Origin of the sequence: Nonomuraea sp. LP-02, from assembly GCF_036289125.1 — a bacterium.
Lineage (GTDB): Bacteria > Actinomycetota > Actinomycetes > Streptosporangiales > Streptosporangiaceae > Nonomuraea > Nonomuraea bangladeshensis.
This window is the reverse complement of sequence record NZ_JAXCLK010000001.1, coordinates 7,202,737-7,216,638: the sequence shown is the minus strand read 5'-3', so window position 1 is coordinate 7,216,638 and position 13,902 is coordinate 7,202,737. Positions and strand designations below refer to the sequence as shown.

Sequence of the window (13,902 nt, the reverse complement as noted above, 5' to 3'; positions counted from 1 at the left end):
AACTATACGGCGTACACGTTGAACTGTACGGCGTACAAGTACGGCGTACAGGAAGGCGTCGCCATGCGGTGGTGGGCGTTGGTCGCGGTGACTCTGGGCACCTTCATGACCTATTTGGACAACAATGTGGGCAATGTGGCGTTGCCCACGATCCAGCGGGAGCTCGGGCTGACCGTCTCCGGGCTGGAGTGGATCGTGAGCTCGTACATCCTGGTCTTCGCCGGGCTCATGCTGGTTGGCGGGCGGCTGGCGGACGTGTTCGGGGCCCGGCGGGTGTTCCTGGCCGGCCTCGCGGTCTTCACCGCCTCGTCGCTGGCCGCCGGGCTGGCCACGAGCGGCGGCATGCTGATCGCGGCCAGGGCCGCGCAGGGCGTGGGGGCCGCGCTGCTCACCCCCACGGCGCTGGCGCTGATCGGGCAGATCTTCCCCGACCCCGGCGAACGCGGGCGGGCCGTGGGCGTGTGGAGCGCGACCGGGGCGCTGTCCATGGCGCTCGGGCCGGTCACCGGCGGGTTCATCAGCGAGAACCTGCACTGGGGCTGGATCTACCTGGTCAACGTGCCGATCGGGGTGGCCACCGTCGGGCTCGCGCTCTGGGCGATCAAGCCATCCCCGCGTGGGCGGCGGCACAGCCTGGACCTGCCGGGGCTGGTGACCTCGGCGCTGGCGCTGGTCGCGCTGACGTACGGGCTGATCGAGGGCGACGCGGCCGGATGGACCTCGCCGGAGATCCTGGCCGCGTTCGGGGTGGCCGCGGTGGCGGCCGTGGCGTTCCTGGTGATCGAGTCCCGGGCGGCCGAGCCGATGCTCGTGCTGTCGCTGTTCCGGTCGCGGGTGTTCAGCGGCGGGCTGCTCACCAGCGGGATCTGGTCGTTCGGGGTGTTCGGGATCTACTTCTTCAGCGCCCTGTGGCTGCAGAACGTGCTCGGCTTCTCCCCCACCGAGGCGGGCGCCTCGTTCGTGCCGATGGCCCTGGTCACCGCCGTCGTCGCGCTGCTGTCGCAGCGGGCGAGCCGGCTGTTCGGCCTCGGCCCGACGGTCGCGCTCGGCCTGGCCCTGATGGGGTCGGCGGTCTACCTGCTCTCCGGCGTCGGCGCCGAGGCCGGCTACGCCGACGTCGGCCCGTGGTTCATCCTGTACGGCCTCGGCGCGGGCCTGCTCGTGCCGCTCACCGCGGCCGTCCTGAACAGCATGCCCGCCGGGCGCTCGGGCGTGGCCTCGGGCATGCTGAACGTCTCGCGCGAGGTCTTCGGCCTGCTCGGCATCACCGTCCTGGGGGCGATCCTCAGCTCCCGGCAGAGCGCGAGCGGCCTGCCCGCGCTGGCCGCCTTCCTCGACGCGTACCGGTTCACGCTGGTCATCGCGGCGGTCGTGATGCTGTCCGCCATCCCGGTCGCCCTCTGGGCCCTCCGCGCCCGCCGCACCCCGGCGGCCGAGGAGCCTCGGGCCGCCGCCCCCGCGACCGCCGGGCACGGCGCCGTCTAGGCGAACGCCTCGGCGGTCGTGGGGTCGTCGAACTGCGTGCGGTAGAGCTCCTCGTAACGGCCGCCGGCGGACAGGAGCTCGGCGTGGGTGCCCCGTTCGACGATCCGGCCGTCCTCGACGACCAGGATGAGGTCGGCGGCGCGGATCGTGGACAGGCGGTGGGCGATGACCACGGCGGTCCGGCCCGCGAGGGCCTCGCCGAGCGCGTCCTGCACGGCGGCCTCGGAGGTGGCGTCGAGCGCCGCCGTGGCCTCGTCCAGGACCACCACCCGGGGCTGGGCCAGCAGCAGGCGGGCGATCGTGAGCCGCTGGCGCTCGCCGCCCGACAGGCGGTAGCCGCGCTCGCCCACCACCGTGTCGAGGCCGTCGGGCAGCGAGGCGATGAGGGTGGCGAGGCGGGCCCGGGTGAGCGCGTCCCACAGCTCGTCCTCGGTCGCCTCGGGGCGGGCGAGGAGCAGGTTGGCCCGGATCGTCTCGTGGAAGAGGTGGCCGTCCTGGGTGACCAGGCCCAGGGTGTCGCGGATGGAGTCGAACGACAGCTCGCGCACGTCCACACCGGCGAGGCGGACCGCGCCTGAGTCGACGTCGTACAGGCGGGGCAGGAGCTGGGCGATCGTGGACTTGCCCGCGCCCGAGGAGCCGACGAGGGCGACGACCTGTCCGGGTTCGGCCCGGAACGAGATCCCGTGCAGCACCTCCTCGCCGCCGCGCGAGTCGAGCACGGCGACCGCCTCCAGCGAGGCCAGCGAGACCTTGTCGGCCGACGGGTAGGCGAAGCGCACGTCGTCGAACTCGACGGCGACCGGGCCTGCCGGGACCTCGCGCGCGCCGGGCCGCTCCTGGATGAGCGGCTTGAGGTCCAGGACCTCGAAGACACGCTCGAAGCTGACGACCGCGCTCATGATGTCCATGCGGGCGGAGGCGAGGGCGGTCAGCGGGGCGTACAGACGGGTGAGCAGCATGGCCATCGCGACGACCGCGCCGGGCTGGAGCTGCTCGCGCAGGGCGTAGAAGCCGCCGAGCCCGTACACGAGGGCCAGGGCGAGCGCCGAGACCAGGGTCAGCGCGGTGACGAAGGCCGACTGGGTCATGGCCGAGCGCACGCCGATGTCGCGGACCCGGCGGGCCCGCGCGGCGAACTCGGCCGACTCGCGGTCGGGCCGGCCGAACAGCTTGACCAGCGTCGCTCCCGGCGCGGAGAAACGTTCGGTCATCTGGGTGCCCATGGCGGCGTTGTGGTCGGCCGCCTCGCGGCGCAGCCGGGCGACGCGCGTCCCCATGCGCCGCGCGGGCAGCACGAACACCGGCAGGAGCAGCAGCGCGAGCAGCGTGATCTGCCACGAGATGCCGATCATGGCGGTGAGCGTCAGCGCCAGCGTCACGAGGTTGCCGACCACGCCGGACAGGGTGTCGGTGAACGCCCGCTGCGCCCCGATCACGTCGTTGTTGAGCCTGCTGACCAGCGCCCCGGTACGGGTCCTGGTGAAGAAGGCGATCGGCATCCGCTGCACGTGGTCGAAGACGGCGGTGCGCAGCCCGAGGATCAGGTCCTCGCCGATGCCGGCCGACAGCCACCGGTTGACCAGCCCGAGGCCCGCCTCGGCGACGGCGATCCCGGCGATGGCCACCGCCACCGCGACCACCACGCCGAACGGCTCGGCGTTGAAGATCGCGTCCACCACCCGGCCCGCGAGCAGCGGCGCGGCCACCGCGAGGCCCGCGAGCACCACGCTGAGCAGCACGAACAGGGCGAGCTTCGCCCGGTGGGGCCGGGCGAAGCCGCCGATGCGCCGGAGCGTCGCCCGCGACAGGGGGCGACGCTCCCGCTGGTCGTTCATCGAGTACAGCTGGTGCCAGGCCGTCATCTCCATGCTCATGGCATGGAACGCTATTTCCTCAGGTTATGTTGAGGTCAAGCGCCGATCTTCTTGTTCTTCTCGTGCCAGACGACGGCCACGGCCGGGCGCGGCTGGTCGCCGTCGGGCCAGCGGCTGGCCGGCTTGTCGGGCGTGGCGCCGTCGAGCTCGCCCGGGTGCTGCACGGCCACGAAGACGCTGCGCTGGTCCTCGGTCACCAGCGGGCCGCAGGTCTCCGCGCCGACCGGCACGGTCAGGAACTGCCGCAGGTGGCCCCGCTCCTTGCCGCGCACCGGCATGACGAACAGGCCGTCGTTGGAGCCGAGCGCGTTGCCGTCCGTGGAGATCCACAGGTTGCCGTCACGGTCGAAGGTGACGTTGTCCGGGCACGAGATCGGCGAGACCTTGCTCTTGTCGTAGCCGGCGAAGTACGTCGCCGGGTCGGCGGGGTCGCCGCAGACCAGCGGCACCGACCAGGCGAACGTCGTCGCGGCGGCGTCGTCGCGCTTCTCCACCAGCTCCAGCACGTGGCCGTGCTTGTTGGACGGACGCGGGTTGGCCTCGTCGACCTGGGCGGCCGTGCGGTTGCCGTTGTTGGTGAGCGCCACGTAGACGCCCCCGGTGACCGGGTTGCGCTCGATGTCCTCGGGGCGGTCCATCTTCGTCGCGCCGCCCTTGACCCTGTCGGCGGCCACGCGGGTGTAGACCAGCACCTCCTGGGCGGTCATGCCCTCGACGTACGACCGGTCGCCCGACACCAGCGGCTTCCACTCGCCGGAGCCGTCGAACGCCCCGTCGGCGGGCAGCTTGCCGGAGCCGTCGATCTCGGCGGCCGGGCTGTTGCCGGTGAACTTCGCCACGTACAGCGTGCCCTCGTCCAGGAGCGACCGGTTGTGCCGGTCGTTGCCCGGGATGTAGCGGTTCTTCGAGACGAACTTGTAGATGTACTCGAAGCGCGAGTCGTCGCCCATGTAGACGACCAGGCGCCGGTCGCGGGACAGCGTCGTGGTGGCGGCCTCGTGCTTGAAGCGGCCGAGCGCCGTGCGCTTGATCGGGGTGGAGTCCGGGTCGAACGGGTCGATCTCCACGATCCACCCGAACCGGTTGGCCTCGTTCGGGTGCTTGGCCAGGTCGAAGCGCTCCTCGACGCGGTCGAAGCGCCGGCTGCTCGACGGGGTGCCGGTGGTGATGGTGTAGCGGGTGATGTACGGCTTCTGCGCCTCGGGGACCTTGTCGCCGTTGACGAAGTACTGGTCGATGTTCTCCTCGGCGGTCAGCACGGTCCCCCACGGGGTGGTGCCGCCCGAGCAGTTGTTCAGCATGCCGACCGGCTTGACGCCCTCGGGGTCGGCGGCCGTCTTGAGCAGGTCGCTGCCCGCGGCCGGGCCGGTGAACTTCATGGGCGTCTGGGCGGTGATGCGCCGGTTGTAGCGGCGGCGGCCCTTGGTGACCAGCTTCCACTCGCCGGTGCCGCCCGCGCGCTCGACCTCCACGACCGAGCCGCCGTGCGCGGCGAGGGCGATCCTGATCTGCTCCTCGGTCGCGGCGGCCCCGCCCGTGTAGCCGCGGAACATCAGGCTCTCGTCGGTGTACTCGTGGTTCACCCACAGCAGCGCGCGGTCGTGGCCGAGCGGCAGCAGCGTGACGTAGTCGCAGTTGTAGCCGAACTGCCTGGCCTGCGCATCGGCGGTCTGGTTGTCGAAGTCGAAGGCCGGCGCGTCGGGCAGCACCGGGTCGCCCCAGCGTACGACCACGGAGGAGCGGTAGCCGGAGGGGATCGTCAGCGCGTCCTCGGTGTTCGGCGCCACAGGAGTGAACGCCAGGCCACCGTTCGGGCCCGGGGCGTTCCCCGGCTTGTCGGCGAAGGCCGGGGCCGCTCCCGCCACGCCCACGCCCGCCACCAGCGCGCCGAGCGCGCCCGCCCGCAGCACCCCGCGCCGCGAGATCGCCTCACGCACCACGTCGCCGAAGTAGGCGTTGTCCGAGGTGTTGGCCACGTCGTGCGCGCACGCGTCCCCACATCGGAACCGGCAGGTCAACGCGGAACGGCCACCTTTGTGCGGGGTGGAGAGCAGCGGCAGCAGCGGTCGCCGCCCGTCCCCCATGAGGTTCGCCACAAATCCTCCATGTATGTGCGCGTCTGTACCGTTCCGGAGGCTACGGTCGGCGACGAAACCTCAGGTGAACGACGACCTCCGTCCCGGTGAACGCTCTCGGGAGACAATGGCGGGGTGCCACCTCGCAAGCTGGACCCGGAGAAACTGAGAGCCGCCCTCGACGCGCAGCTCGTCGCCCTGGACGAGCCGCCGTACGACGGGCCCGCCGCCGCCCTGCCCGGCGCGCTGGTCGCGGCCGTGCTGGCCGCCTACGACCGCGGGCTCACCCCCGAGCGCGACGCCGCCAGGCAGGCCGTACGCCACCTCCTCGACCGCCTCGCCACCGCCGCCCCCGGAAGGACCGTCGAGGTACGCGTGCCGCCGTACGCGGCCGTCCAGGCGATCCCCGGCCCGCGCCACACCCGCGGCACGCCGCCCAACGTCGTCGAGACCGACGGGCGCACCTGGATCGAGCTCGCCGTCGGGCGGCTGACGTGGGAGGAGGCCGTGGCCAAGGGCGCGGTCTCGGCCAGCGGCTCCCGCGCCGACCTGTCGGCGCACCTGCCACTGAACGACTAACCCCGGCTGCCGTTCATCCAGGGGAAACGCTCCTCGAAGCAGCGGTCGGCCGCCGCGCCCGTCAGGTGGGCGCAGTCCTGCACGACGTTCCAGAACCAGATCGCCACGATCGCGAACAGGATCAGGGACAGCACGCTGATCACGATCCCGGCGACGGCCCGGCCCTTGCCCGCCTTCCGCGCGAGGGCCACGCAGCCGAACACGATCGACAGGATCGCGGTGATCAGGCCGGTGAAGCAGACGAACACCAGGAAAGGGCTGGCCACGCCGAGCACGAGCGAGGCCGTGGCAAGGCCGTTGCCGGTCCGGTCCGGCGGTGGCGGCTGGCCTCCGTACTGGTAGGGGGCGCCTGGATAGCCGTAGGAGGGCGGGTTGTAGCCGGGCGGGCCGCCGTACGGGCTGGACGGGCTGGTGCCGGGGACGGGCTGCCCCGGCGGCGGCGCGGCGGGCGGGACCTCGCCGCCGCCTGAGGGCCCGTAGCCGCCGTAAGGGTGCTGCGGGCCGGACGGGGGGCCCGGGGTGCCCCCGGGCGGCTGCTCGTACCGGGAGGGCGTGGCCTTGGGCGGGGGCTCCTCCTGCGGGGAGCTCTCCCAGCCCGGGTAGGCGGGCGTCGCGCCCGGCACGGGGAACGCCTGCGTCTCCTCCGCGTCCTCCCCTGGTCCCGCGCCCACGGATGGCTCCGGGGTCTCGGGCGACGTGGGCAGGTCGGGGTGCCGGGGCTCCCCCACCGGCCCGCGCGGCGGCTCCGGCGGCGGCTGGTGGGGCGGGGGCACGACGGGCGGCACGGGCGCGATGGGCTCCTCCCCCTCGTGCGGGGCGTCGGGTCCCTCCTCGCGCCGTGGGACGTCCCGCCCCTGGCCGGGCTCGTTCGGATCGCCGGATGTGGTCACGTCTGCGCCTCCCGACCAGTCTGCATTCCGGACACTTCACCCTGTCGCGGAGGCCGTCCGCCCAACCACGCGACACGGCAAAAGCGCGCTCATCCTTGGGTCACCATGCGCCCAACCTGCACGCGGCGGGCAAGATGAGGGCATGCTGGACGAGACCCTGTCGTACGCACTGATCAGCCTCATGAAGCGGCAGCGCAACCAGCTCGCCGCCGCCCTGGTGCCGCTCGGGCTGCACGCGGGACAGGAGATGCTGCTCAACCAGCTCTGGCGCGAGGACGGCCTGACGCAGAGCGAGCTCATCGCCCGCCTCGGCGTCGAGCCGCCCACGGTCACGAAGACCCTGCAGCGGCTCGAACGCGCCGGCTTCGTCCACCGCTCCCCCGACCCCGACCGCCCGCGCCTGATCCGCGTGCACCTGACCGAGGCGGGCAAGGCCCTGCGCGACCCCGTGGAGCGGATCTGGCACGAGCTGGACGAGGACCTGCAGCGCGACCTCGACGCCGCCGAACGCGACGCCCTGTCGCGCCTGATCCGCGCCCGCCGCCGCTGACCCTTCACCCTGAGCGAACCCGGCTTGCCCTGGCCGCTCTTTTCCAGTTAGCTGGCTAATTAGTCGGCTAACTACAAGGAGCACCGTATGCACGTCCTCGTCACCGGCGGATCGTCCGGCATCGGCGCCGCGACCGCCCTCGCGTACGCCAGGACCGGCGCCCGCGTCACCCTCACCTACAACACCGGCCCCGACCGCGCGGCCGACGTGGTCAAGCGCATCGAGGCCGAAGGCGGCGAGGCGGCGGCCGTCCACCTCGACCTGACGGACCACGCCACCGTCGCCGCCGCCGTCGCCCAGGCCGGGCCGGTGGACGCGCTGGTGGCCAACGCCGTCCGCTGGGGCGGCGTCATGCCCGGCAGCATGCCGTTCGAGGACGTGCCCGCCGCCGAGTGGACCGCGGCCCTGCACGCCAACGTCGTCGGCAACGCGCTGCTCGTCCAGGGCGTGCTGCCGGAGATGCGGCGGCGCGGGTTCGGCCGGATCGTGTTCGTCTCCTCGGGAGTCGCCGAGGAGGGCGTGCCGGGCCCCGGCCCGTACGGCACCGCCAAGATGGCCCTGCACGGCATGGCCCGCGCTCTCGCCTGGGAGGCGGGCCGGGACGGCATCCTGGTCAACGTGGCGGTCGCCGGCCTCACGCTCACCGACACCCGGCGGCCGATCCCCCAGGCCGTGCTCGACGAGATCGCCGCCCGCACGCCGAGCCGCCGCCTGTCCACGGCCGACGACATGGCCGCCCTGATCGTCTTCCTCGGCTCGGCCGCCAACCGCAACGTCACGGGCGAGCTGGTCCGCGACGGCTCGAATGCGGGCAGGTCATCGCACGCGGTGTGATGACCGACCCGGATGCGCGAGCACGGAAGACGCCGACCTAGACTGAACCATGTGCTGAAGGGCGACGGCCGGCTCGGCCATGACCTGGACCCCCACGACCGCGCGCCTAAAGACGCCTGCGGCGTCTTCGGCGTCTGGGCACCAGGCGAGGAAGTTTCCAAGCTCACCTACTACGGGCTGTACGCGTTGCAGCACCGCGGCCAGGAGTCCGCGGGCATCGCGGCCAGTGAGGGCAGCCGCATTCTCGTCTACAAGGACATGGGTCTGGTCTCCCAGGTCTTCGACGAGTCGGTGCTGGGCACCCTGCGGGGCCATCTGGCCATCGGCCACTGCCGCTACTCCACGACCGGATCGAGCGTGTGGGAGAACGCTCAGCCCACGCTGAGCTCCACCGAGGTCGGCGGGCTCGCGCTCGCACACAACGGCAACCTGATCAACACCCCGGTGCTGGCCGAGCGCCTCGCGCCGGGGTCCACCAGGGCCACCACCGACACCGAGGTCCTGACCACGCTGCTCGCGCAGGACCGCACCCGCAGCATCGAGGACTCCGCCGCCGAGCTGCTGCCGCAGGTCAAGGGCGCCTACTCGCTGGTGTTCATGGACGAGAAGACGCTCTACGCGGCCCGCGACCCGCAAGGCATCCGCCCGCTGGTGCTCGGCCGCCTGGAGCGCGGCTGGGTGGTCGCCTCCGAGACGGCGGCGCTCGACATCGTGGGCGCCACGTTCGTCCGCGAGATCGAGCCCGGCGAGCTGCTCACCATCGACGAGCGCGGCGTCCGTTCGCGCCGCTTCGCGCTGGCGGAGCCCAAGGGCTGCCTGTTCGAGTACGTCTACCTCGCCCGCCCCGACACCACGATCGCCGGGCGCGGCGTCCAGGTCACCCGGGTCGAGGTGGGCCGCGTGCTGGCCCGCGAGCACCCGGTGGAGGCCGACCTCGTCATCCCCACCCCCGAGTCCGGCACCCCGGCCGCCGTCGGCTACGCCGAGGAGAGCGGCATCCCCTACGGGCAGGGCCTGGTCAAGAACTCCTACGTCGGCCGCACCTTCATCCAGCCGTCGCAGACCATCCGCCAGCTCGGCATCCGGCTGAAGCTCAACCCGCTGCGCGAGGTCGTCGAGGGCAAGCGCCTGGTCGTCGTGGACGACTCGATCGTGCGCGGCAACACCCAGCGGGCCATCGTCAAGATGCTGCGCGAGGCGGGGGCGCGCGAGGTGCACGTACGCATCTCCTCGCCGCCGGTCGCCTGGCCGTGCTTCTACGGCATCGACTTCGCCACCCGCGCCGAGCTGATCGCGGGCTCGCTGACGGTCGAGGAGATCCGGGCCTCGCTCGGCGCCGACTCGCTCGGCTACATCTCGCTGGAGGGCCTGACGAAGGCCACCACGCTGCCGGCCGAGCGCCTGTGCCGGGCCTGCTTCACCGGCGAATACCCGATCGCGATCGACCAGGACAACGTCGGCAAGTTCGTTTTGGAGAGCAAGGCGTGAGCGAGCGCAGAGCGAGCACCTACGAGGCCGCGGGCGTCGACATCGCCGCCGGCGAGCGGGCCGTCGACCTGATGAAGGACAAGGTCGCGCGCTCGCGCCGGCCCGAGGTCGTCGACGACGCCAGCGGCTTCGCCGGCCTGTTCGACGCCTCGGCGCTGCTGCGTTACCGGCGGCCGCTGCTCGCCACCTCGACCGACGGCGTGGGCACCAAGGTCATGATCGCCCAGCGTTACGGCAAGCACGACACGATCGGCATCGACCTCGTCGGCATGGTCCTCGACGACCTCGTCGTGTGCGGGGCCGAGCCGCTGTTCATGACCGACTACATCGCCTGCGGCAAGGTGGTGCCCGAGCGGGTCGCCGAGATCGTGGGCGGCGTCGCCGAGGGCTGCCGGCTGGCCGGGGCGGCGCTCGTGGGCGGCGAGACGGCCGAGCACCCGGGCGCGATGGAGGCCGACGAGTACGACCTCGCCGGCGCCGGCACGGGCGTCGTGGAGGCCGACGCGCTGCTCGGCCCCGACCGCGTGCGCGCGGGCGACGTCGTGCTGGGCCTCGCCTCCTCCGGCGTCCACTCCAACGGCTACTCGCTGGTCCGCCACGTCCTGCGCGAGGCCGGGCTGTCGCTCGACGCGGAGCTGCCCGAGCTGGGCCGCCCGCTCGGCGAGGAGCTGCTGGAGCCGACCCGCATCTACTCGCTCGACTGCCTGGAGCTGGCCCGCTCGGTCGAGGTCCACGCCTACGCGCACATCACCGGGGGCGGCGTCGAGGGCAACCTGGCCCGCTCGCTGCCGTCCGGCCTGGACGCGGTGCTCGACCGCTCGTCCTGGACGCCGCCGCCGATCTTCGACGTGCTGGCGGGTCACGGCCGGGTGGCGCAGCAGGACATGGACCGTACATTCAACCTGGGCGTCGGCATGGCCGCCGTGGTCGCGCCCGACGCGGCCGACGCGGCGCTCCGCCTGCTCGCCGGGCGCGGGCTGCCGGCCTGGGTGCTGGGCGAGATCGTCGAGGGCTCCGGCCAGGCCCGCTACCGCTGAGCGGCGGGGCTCACGCCTCCTTGCGCCGCCGGTAGTGCCGGGCGACCCGCACCCGGTTGCCGCACAGGTCGGGCGAGCACCAGCGGCGGCGCGGGTGCGCGGGCAGGAAGAGCAGCAGGCAGCCGGGCCCCTCGCAGCCGCGCACGCGGCGGGCGGCCGGATCGGCGAGCAGATCGACGGCGGCCTCGGCGAGCTGAGCGAGCAGCGCGGCCGGGGCCTCGCCGTCACGTTCCGCACGTACGCGCGGCCCGCCGTCGCGCCACTCCAGCACGCGGTGCGCGGGGGCGGCGCGGGCGGCTTCGTTGATCGCGTCCAGCGCCGCGGCGGGGGGCGGGTCTCCCGCGCGCACGGCGTCGAGCGCCGCCGCCACGTGCCCGCGCAGGCGCCGTACGGCGGCCAGCCCCTCCGGCCCGAGCGGCCCGGACGGCGGGTCGAGCCGCCCGGCCTGGCGGGCCAGCCACGTCTGGAAGTCGCCGGGCGTGTCGAGGACGTCGAGGTCGCGGGTGCGGGTGTTGAGCAGGTCCAGCGCCAGCGGCTCGCCGATCAGCAGCTCCATACGACCTAATGCTACATCTGGCGATTGACCCGTTAGCCGTCACCTGGCTATAACTAATGCATCTTCGAGCGAAAGAGGCATTAGCTATGGACATCCCCGAGGTGCGGCACGGGTTCGTGGACGTGGCCGGCGTCCAGGTCTTCTACCGAGAGACGGGCCCGCGCGACGCCCTGCCCGTGCTCCTGCTGCACGGCTTCCCGTCCGCCTCGCACCAGTACAGACGGCTCATGGACGCGCTGGGCGGCCGCTTCCGGCTGATCGCCCCGGACTACCCGGGCTTCGGGCACACGCGCGTCCCCGACGGCTTCGTCCACTCCTTCGACGGCCTCGCCGACGTCGTGGAGGGTTTCGTCCAGGCGCTCGGCCTGACCCGCTTCGCCTGGTACGCCTTCGACTTCGGCGGCCCGGTCGGCTTCCGGGTGGCCCAGCGGCATCCCGAGTGGATCGCCGCGCTCATCGTCCAGAACGCCAACGCCTACGAGGAGGGCCTGTCGGACCTGGCCCGCCGGACCATCGCCGAGCCGCCCGCGGAGCTGTTCACCCTCGCGGTCACCCGCTCGCAGTACGAGGACGGCGCCGCCGACCCGTCACGGGTGGCGCCCGACGGCTGGACCCTCGACCAGCACTTCCTCGACCTGCCGGGGCGCAAGGAGGCCCAGCTCGCGCTCGCCCGCGACTACGCGAGCAACGTGAAGCTGTATCCGGCCTGGCAGGAGTGGCTGCGCGAGCACCGCCCGCCCACGCTGGTGCTCTGGGGACGGGGCGACGCGTTCTTCCCGGAGGCGGGCGCGCACGCCTACCGGCGCGACGTGCCGGAGGCGGAGGTGCACGTGCTGGACACCGGGCACTTCGCGCTGGAGGAGAGACTGCCGGAGATCGCCCCGCTGATCGCCCGCTTCCTCGGCGAACTCGACGCCGAACTCGACACCGAACTCGACACCGAGCGGGCATGACGAAGCCCCACGGTCACCCGTGGGGCCCGACGCGCATGAGTCGAGGATCCGGCGCGGACGCCGGGCCCTCGATCATGTGTCAATCCAGAGTGCGCCTATCGGCGGCCGGACGGACGGTCGTCGTCATCGGCGCCGTAGTCGTCGGCGTAATCGGCATAGCGATCCGCCAGCTCGTCATTGCGGTCGTCGGCGTCGTCATTGCTGGAGTCTCCGACCCCGAGTTCGTCGCGAAGACGGTCAAGATCTGTGCCACCGCTGTTGTACTTCAGCTGGCGAGCAACCTTGACCTGCTTGGCCTTTGCTCGGCCGCGCCCCATTGGCTCGACCCCCTCGTCGGGGTCGTCCCCGACCCCTCGTCGCTAACGCACCACACACTGACGCCGCCTGACTTTGGACGTCAGCCTATCGTTCGCCTATTACCGTACCTGTTTTGTGCCCAGCTCGGTACGTCGGATGGGCGGGGGGCGTCACTGGCCGAGCCAAATGCCCCTAATTCGCCCGACTTCCGACATTCTGCGCTCCGCTAGCCTATCCGCTGCGACGGCGGGAGGAACTCCCTCCTCGGCAGCGATTCGGAAGATCTTCGAAGTCGTGTCGTAGATCTGGGCGGCCTTGGCCCGCGCCCGCTCCATGTCGAAGCCGCCGATCTCGTCGGCCACCTGGATCACGCCGCCCGAGTTGACGACGTAGTCGGGCGCGTAGAGGATGCCGCGCTCGGCGAGCTGCTTCTCGACGCCGGAGTGGGCGAGCTGGTTGTTGGCCGCGCCGCAGACGATCTTCGCGCGCAGCGCGGCCACCGTCGTGTCGTCGAGCGCCCCGCCGAGCGCGCACGGCGAGAACACGTCGAGGTCGGCCGCCTTCAGCGCCACCGCGTCGGCCACCACCTCGACCTCGGGGTGGCGGACCCGCACCCGCTCGACGGCCTTGGGGGCGACGTCGCAGACCACGACCTCGGCGCCGTCCTCGCGCAGCAGCTCGACCAGGCGGTGGCCGACCTTGCCCACGCCCTCGACGCCCACCCGCCTGCCGTGCAGCGACGGTGTGCCGTAGACCAGCTCGGCGGAGGCGCGCATGCCCTGGAAGACGCCGTACGCGGTGAGGATGGAGGAGTCACCGGCGCCGCCGTGGGCGAGGGTGCGGCCGGTCACGAAGCGCGACTCGCGGGCGACGACGTCCATGTCCTCGCTGTAGGTGCCGACGTCGCAGGCGGTGTAGTAGCGCCCGCCCAGCGACTCGACGAACCTGCCGTACGCGCGCAGCAGCGCCTCGCTCTTGTCCTTCGCCGGATCGCCGATGATGACGGCCTTGCCGCCGCCGTGGTCGAGGCCGGCGAGGGCGTTCTTGTACGCCATGCCCTTGGCCAGGTTGAGCACGTCGGCGAGGGCCGCCTGCTCGCTCTCGTAGGGATAGAAACGTGTGCCACCCAGCGCCGGCCCGAGCGCGGTGTTGTGGATGGCGATGATGGCGCGCAGGCCGCTCTGCTCGTCGGCGCAGAAGACGACCTGCTCATGCACGTCCTTGTGGGACGAGCCGAAGACGTCGGTCACGGTGGTGACTCCCTGTCCGGTCCGCCGCTTC

The 13,902-nt window shown here is 72.5% G+C and carries 13 protein-coding genes; 7 read left to right on the top strand and 6 right to left on the bottom strand.

Annotated elements, in window-relative coordinates; genetic code table 11:
- The first annotated feature begins 18 nt into the window (after positions 1-18).
- Positions 19-1,485 carry an MFS transporter gene (locus SMD20_RS33935; RefSeq protein ID WP_329589146.1) on the top strand — a complete coding sequence of 489 codons (1,467 nt, stop codon included), beginning with the start codon at positions 19-21 and terminating at the stop codon, positions 1,483-1,485.
- Here SMD20_RS33935 and SMD20_RS33930 read toward each other — a convergent pair.
- Together SMD20_RS33930 and SMD20_RS33925 are read right to left on the bottom strand one after the other, a co-directional pair.
- Positions 1,482-3,362 (bottom strand): ABC transporter ATP-binding protein, encoded by a 1,881-nt coding sequence (locus tag SMD20_RS33930; RefSeq protein ID WP_329589144.1) that lies wholly within the window; start codon positions 3,360-3,362, stop codon positions 1,482-1,484. The two genes, SMD20_RS33935 and SMD20_RS33930, sit on opposite strands and share 4 nt — an antisense overlap.
- A gap of 35 nt (positions 3,363-3,397) precedes the next feature.
- Positions 3,398-5,446: a PhoX family protein gene (locus SMD20_RS33925; protein WP_329592764.1), complete on the bottom strand. Its 2,049-nt coding sequence runs from the start codon at positions 5,444-5,446 to the stop codon at positions 3,398-3,400.
- 126 nt (positions 5,447-5,572) lie between these two features.
- Between SMD20_RS33925 and SMD20_RS33920 the strand changes: the two genes are divergently transcribed.
- Positions 5,573-6,016, top strand: a complete 444-nt coding sequence (locus SMD20_RS33920) for a sterol carrier family protein (protein ID WP_329589143.1) — start codon at positions 5,573-5,575, stop codon at positions 6,014-6,016.
- Here SMD20_RS33920 and SMD20_RS33915 read toward each other — a convergent pair.
- Positions 6,013-6,906, bottom strand: coding sequence for a hypothetical protein (locus tag SMD20_RS33915; protein WP_329589141.1), 894 nt, complete (start codon positions 6,904-6,906; stop codon positions 6,013-6,015). The two genes, SMD20_RS33920 and SMD20_RS33915, sit on opposite strands and share 4 nt — an antisense overlap.
- A 142-nt stretch (positions 6,907-7,048) precedes the next feature.
- On the opposite strand from SMD20_RS33915, the gene SMD20_RS33910 reads away from it, so the two are divergent.
- From SMD20_RS33910 to purM, 4 genes are all read left to right on the top strand, one after another.
- Complete coding sequence (locus SMD20_RS33910; RefSeq protein ID WP_329589140.1) at positions 7,049-7,456, top strand: MarR family winged helix-turn-helix transcriptional regulator; 408 nt, start codon at positions 7,049-7,051, stop codon at positions 7,454-7,456.
- Positions 7,457-7,543: 87 nt separating this feature from the next.
- On the top strand, positions 7,544-8,290 hold the full coding sequence (locus tag SMD20_RS33905; protein WP_329589139.1) for an SDR family NAD(P)-dependent oxidoreductase: 747 nt from the start codon (positions 7,544-7,546) through the stop codon (positions 8,288-8,290).
- Positions 8,291-8,341: 51 nt separating this feature from the next.
- Positions 8,342-9,778 carry an amidophosphoribosyltransferase gene (purF, locus tag SMD20_RS33900; protein WP_329589137.1) on the top strand — a complete coding sequence of 479 codons (1,437 nt, stop codon included), beginning with the start codon at positions 8,342-8,344 and terminating at the stop codon, positions 9,776-9,778.
- Positions 9,775-10,815: a phosphoribosylformylglycinamidine cyclo-ligase gene (purM, locus tag SMD20_RS33895; RefSeq protein WP_329589135.1), complete on the top strand. Its 1,041-nt coding sequence runs from the start codon at positions 9,775-9,777 to the stop codon at positions 10,813-10,815. The genes purF and purM overlap by 4 nt, the downstream gene beginning before the upstream one ends.
- Before the next feature lie 10 nt (positions 10,816-10,825).
- Here the strand turns inward: purM and SMD20_RS33890 are convergent, their stop codons facing one another.
- Positions 10,826-11,371: a CGNR zinc finger domain-containing protein gene (locus tag SMD20_RS33890; protein ID WP_329589132.1), complete on the bottom strand. Its 546-nt coding sequence runs from the start codon at positions 11,369-11,371 to the stop codon at positions 10,826-10,828.
- A gap of 86 nt (positions 11,372-11,457) precedes the next feature.
- Here SMD20_RS33890 and SMD20_RS33885 point away from each other — a divergent pair, with 86 nt between their 5' ends.
- Complete coding sequence (locus SMD20_RS33885) at positions 11,458-12,324, top strand: alpha/beta fold hydrolase (protein WP_329589130.1); 867 nt, start codon at positions 11,458-11,460, stop codon at positions 12,322-12,324.
- Between the two features lie 95 nt (positions 12,325-12,419).
- On the opposite strand, the gene SMD20_RS33880 is transcribed toward SMD20_RS33885, so the two are convergent.
- Both SMD20_RS33880 and SMD20_RS33875 read right to left on the bottom strand, forming a co-directional pair.
- Positions 12,420-12,641, bottom strand: a complete 222-nt coding sequence (locus SMD20_RS33880; RefSeq protein WP_329589128.1) for a DUF3073 domain-containing protein — start codon at positions 12,639-12,641, stop codon at positions 12,420-12,422.
- Positions 12,642-12,791: 150 nt separating this feature from the next.
- Positions 12,792-13,871 (bottom strand): Glu/Leu/Phe/Val family dehydrogenase, encoded by a 1,080-nt coding sequence (locus SMD20_RS33875; RefSeq protein WP_442942619.1) that lies wholly within the window; start codon positions 13,869-13,871, stop codon positions 12,792-12,794.
- Positions 13,872-13,902: the final 31 nt, after the last annotated feature.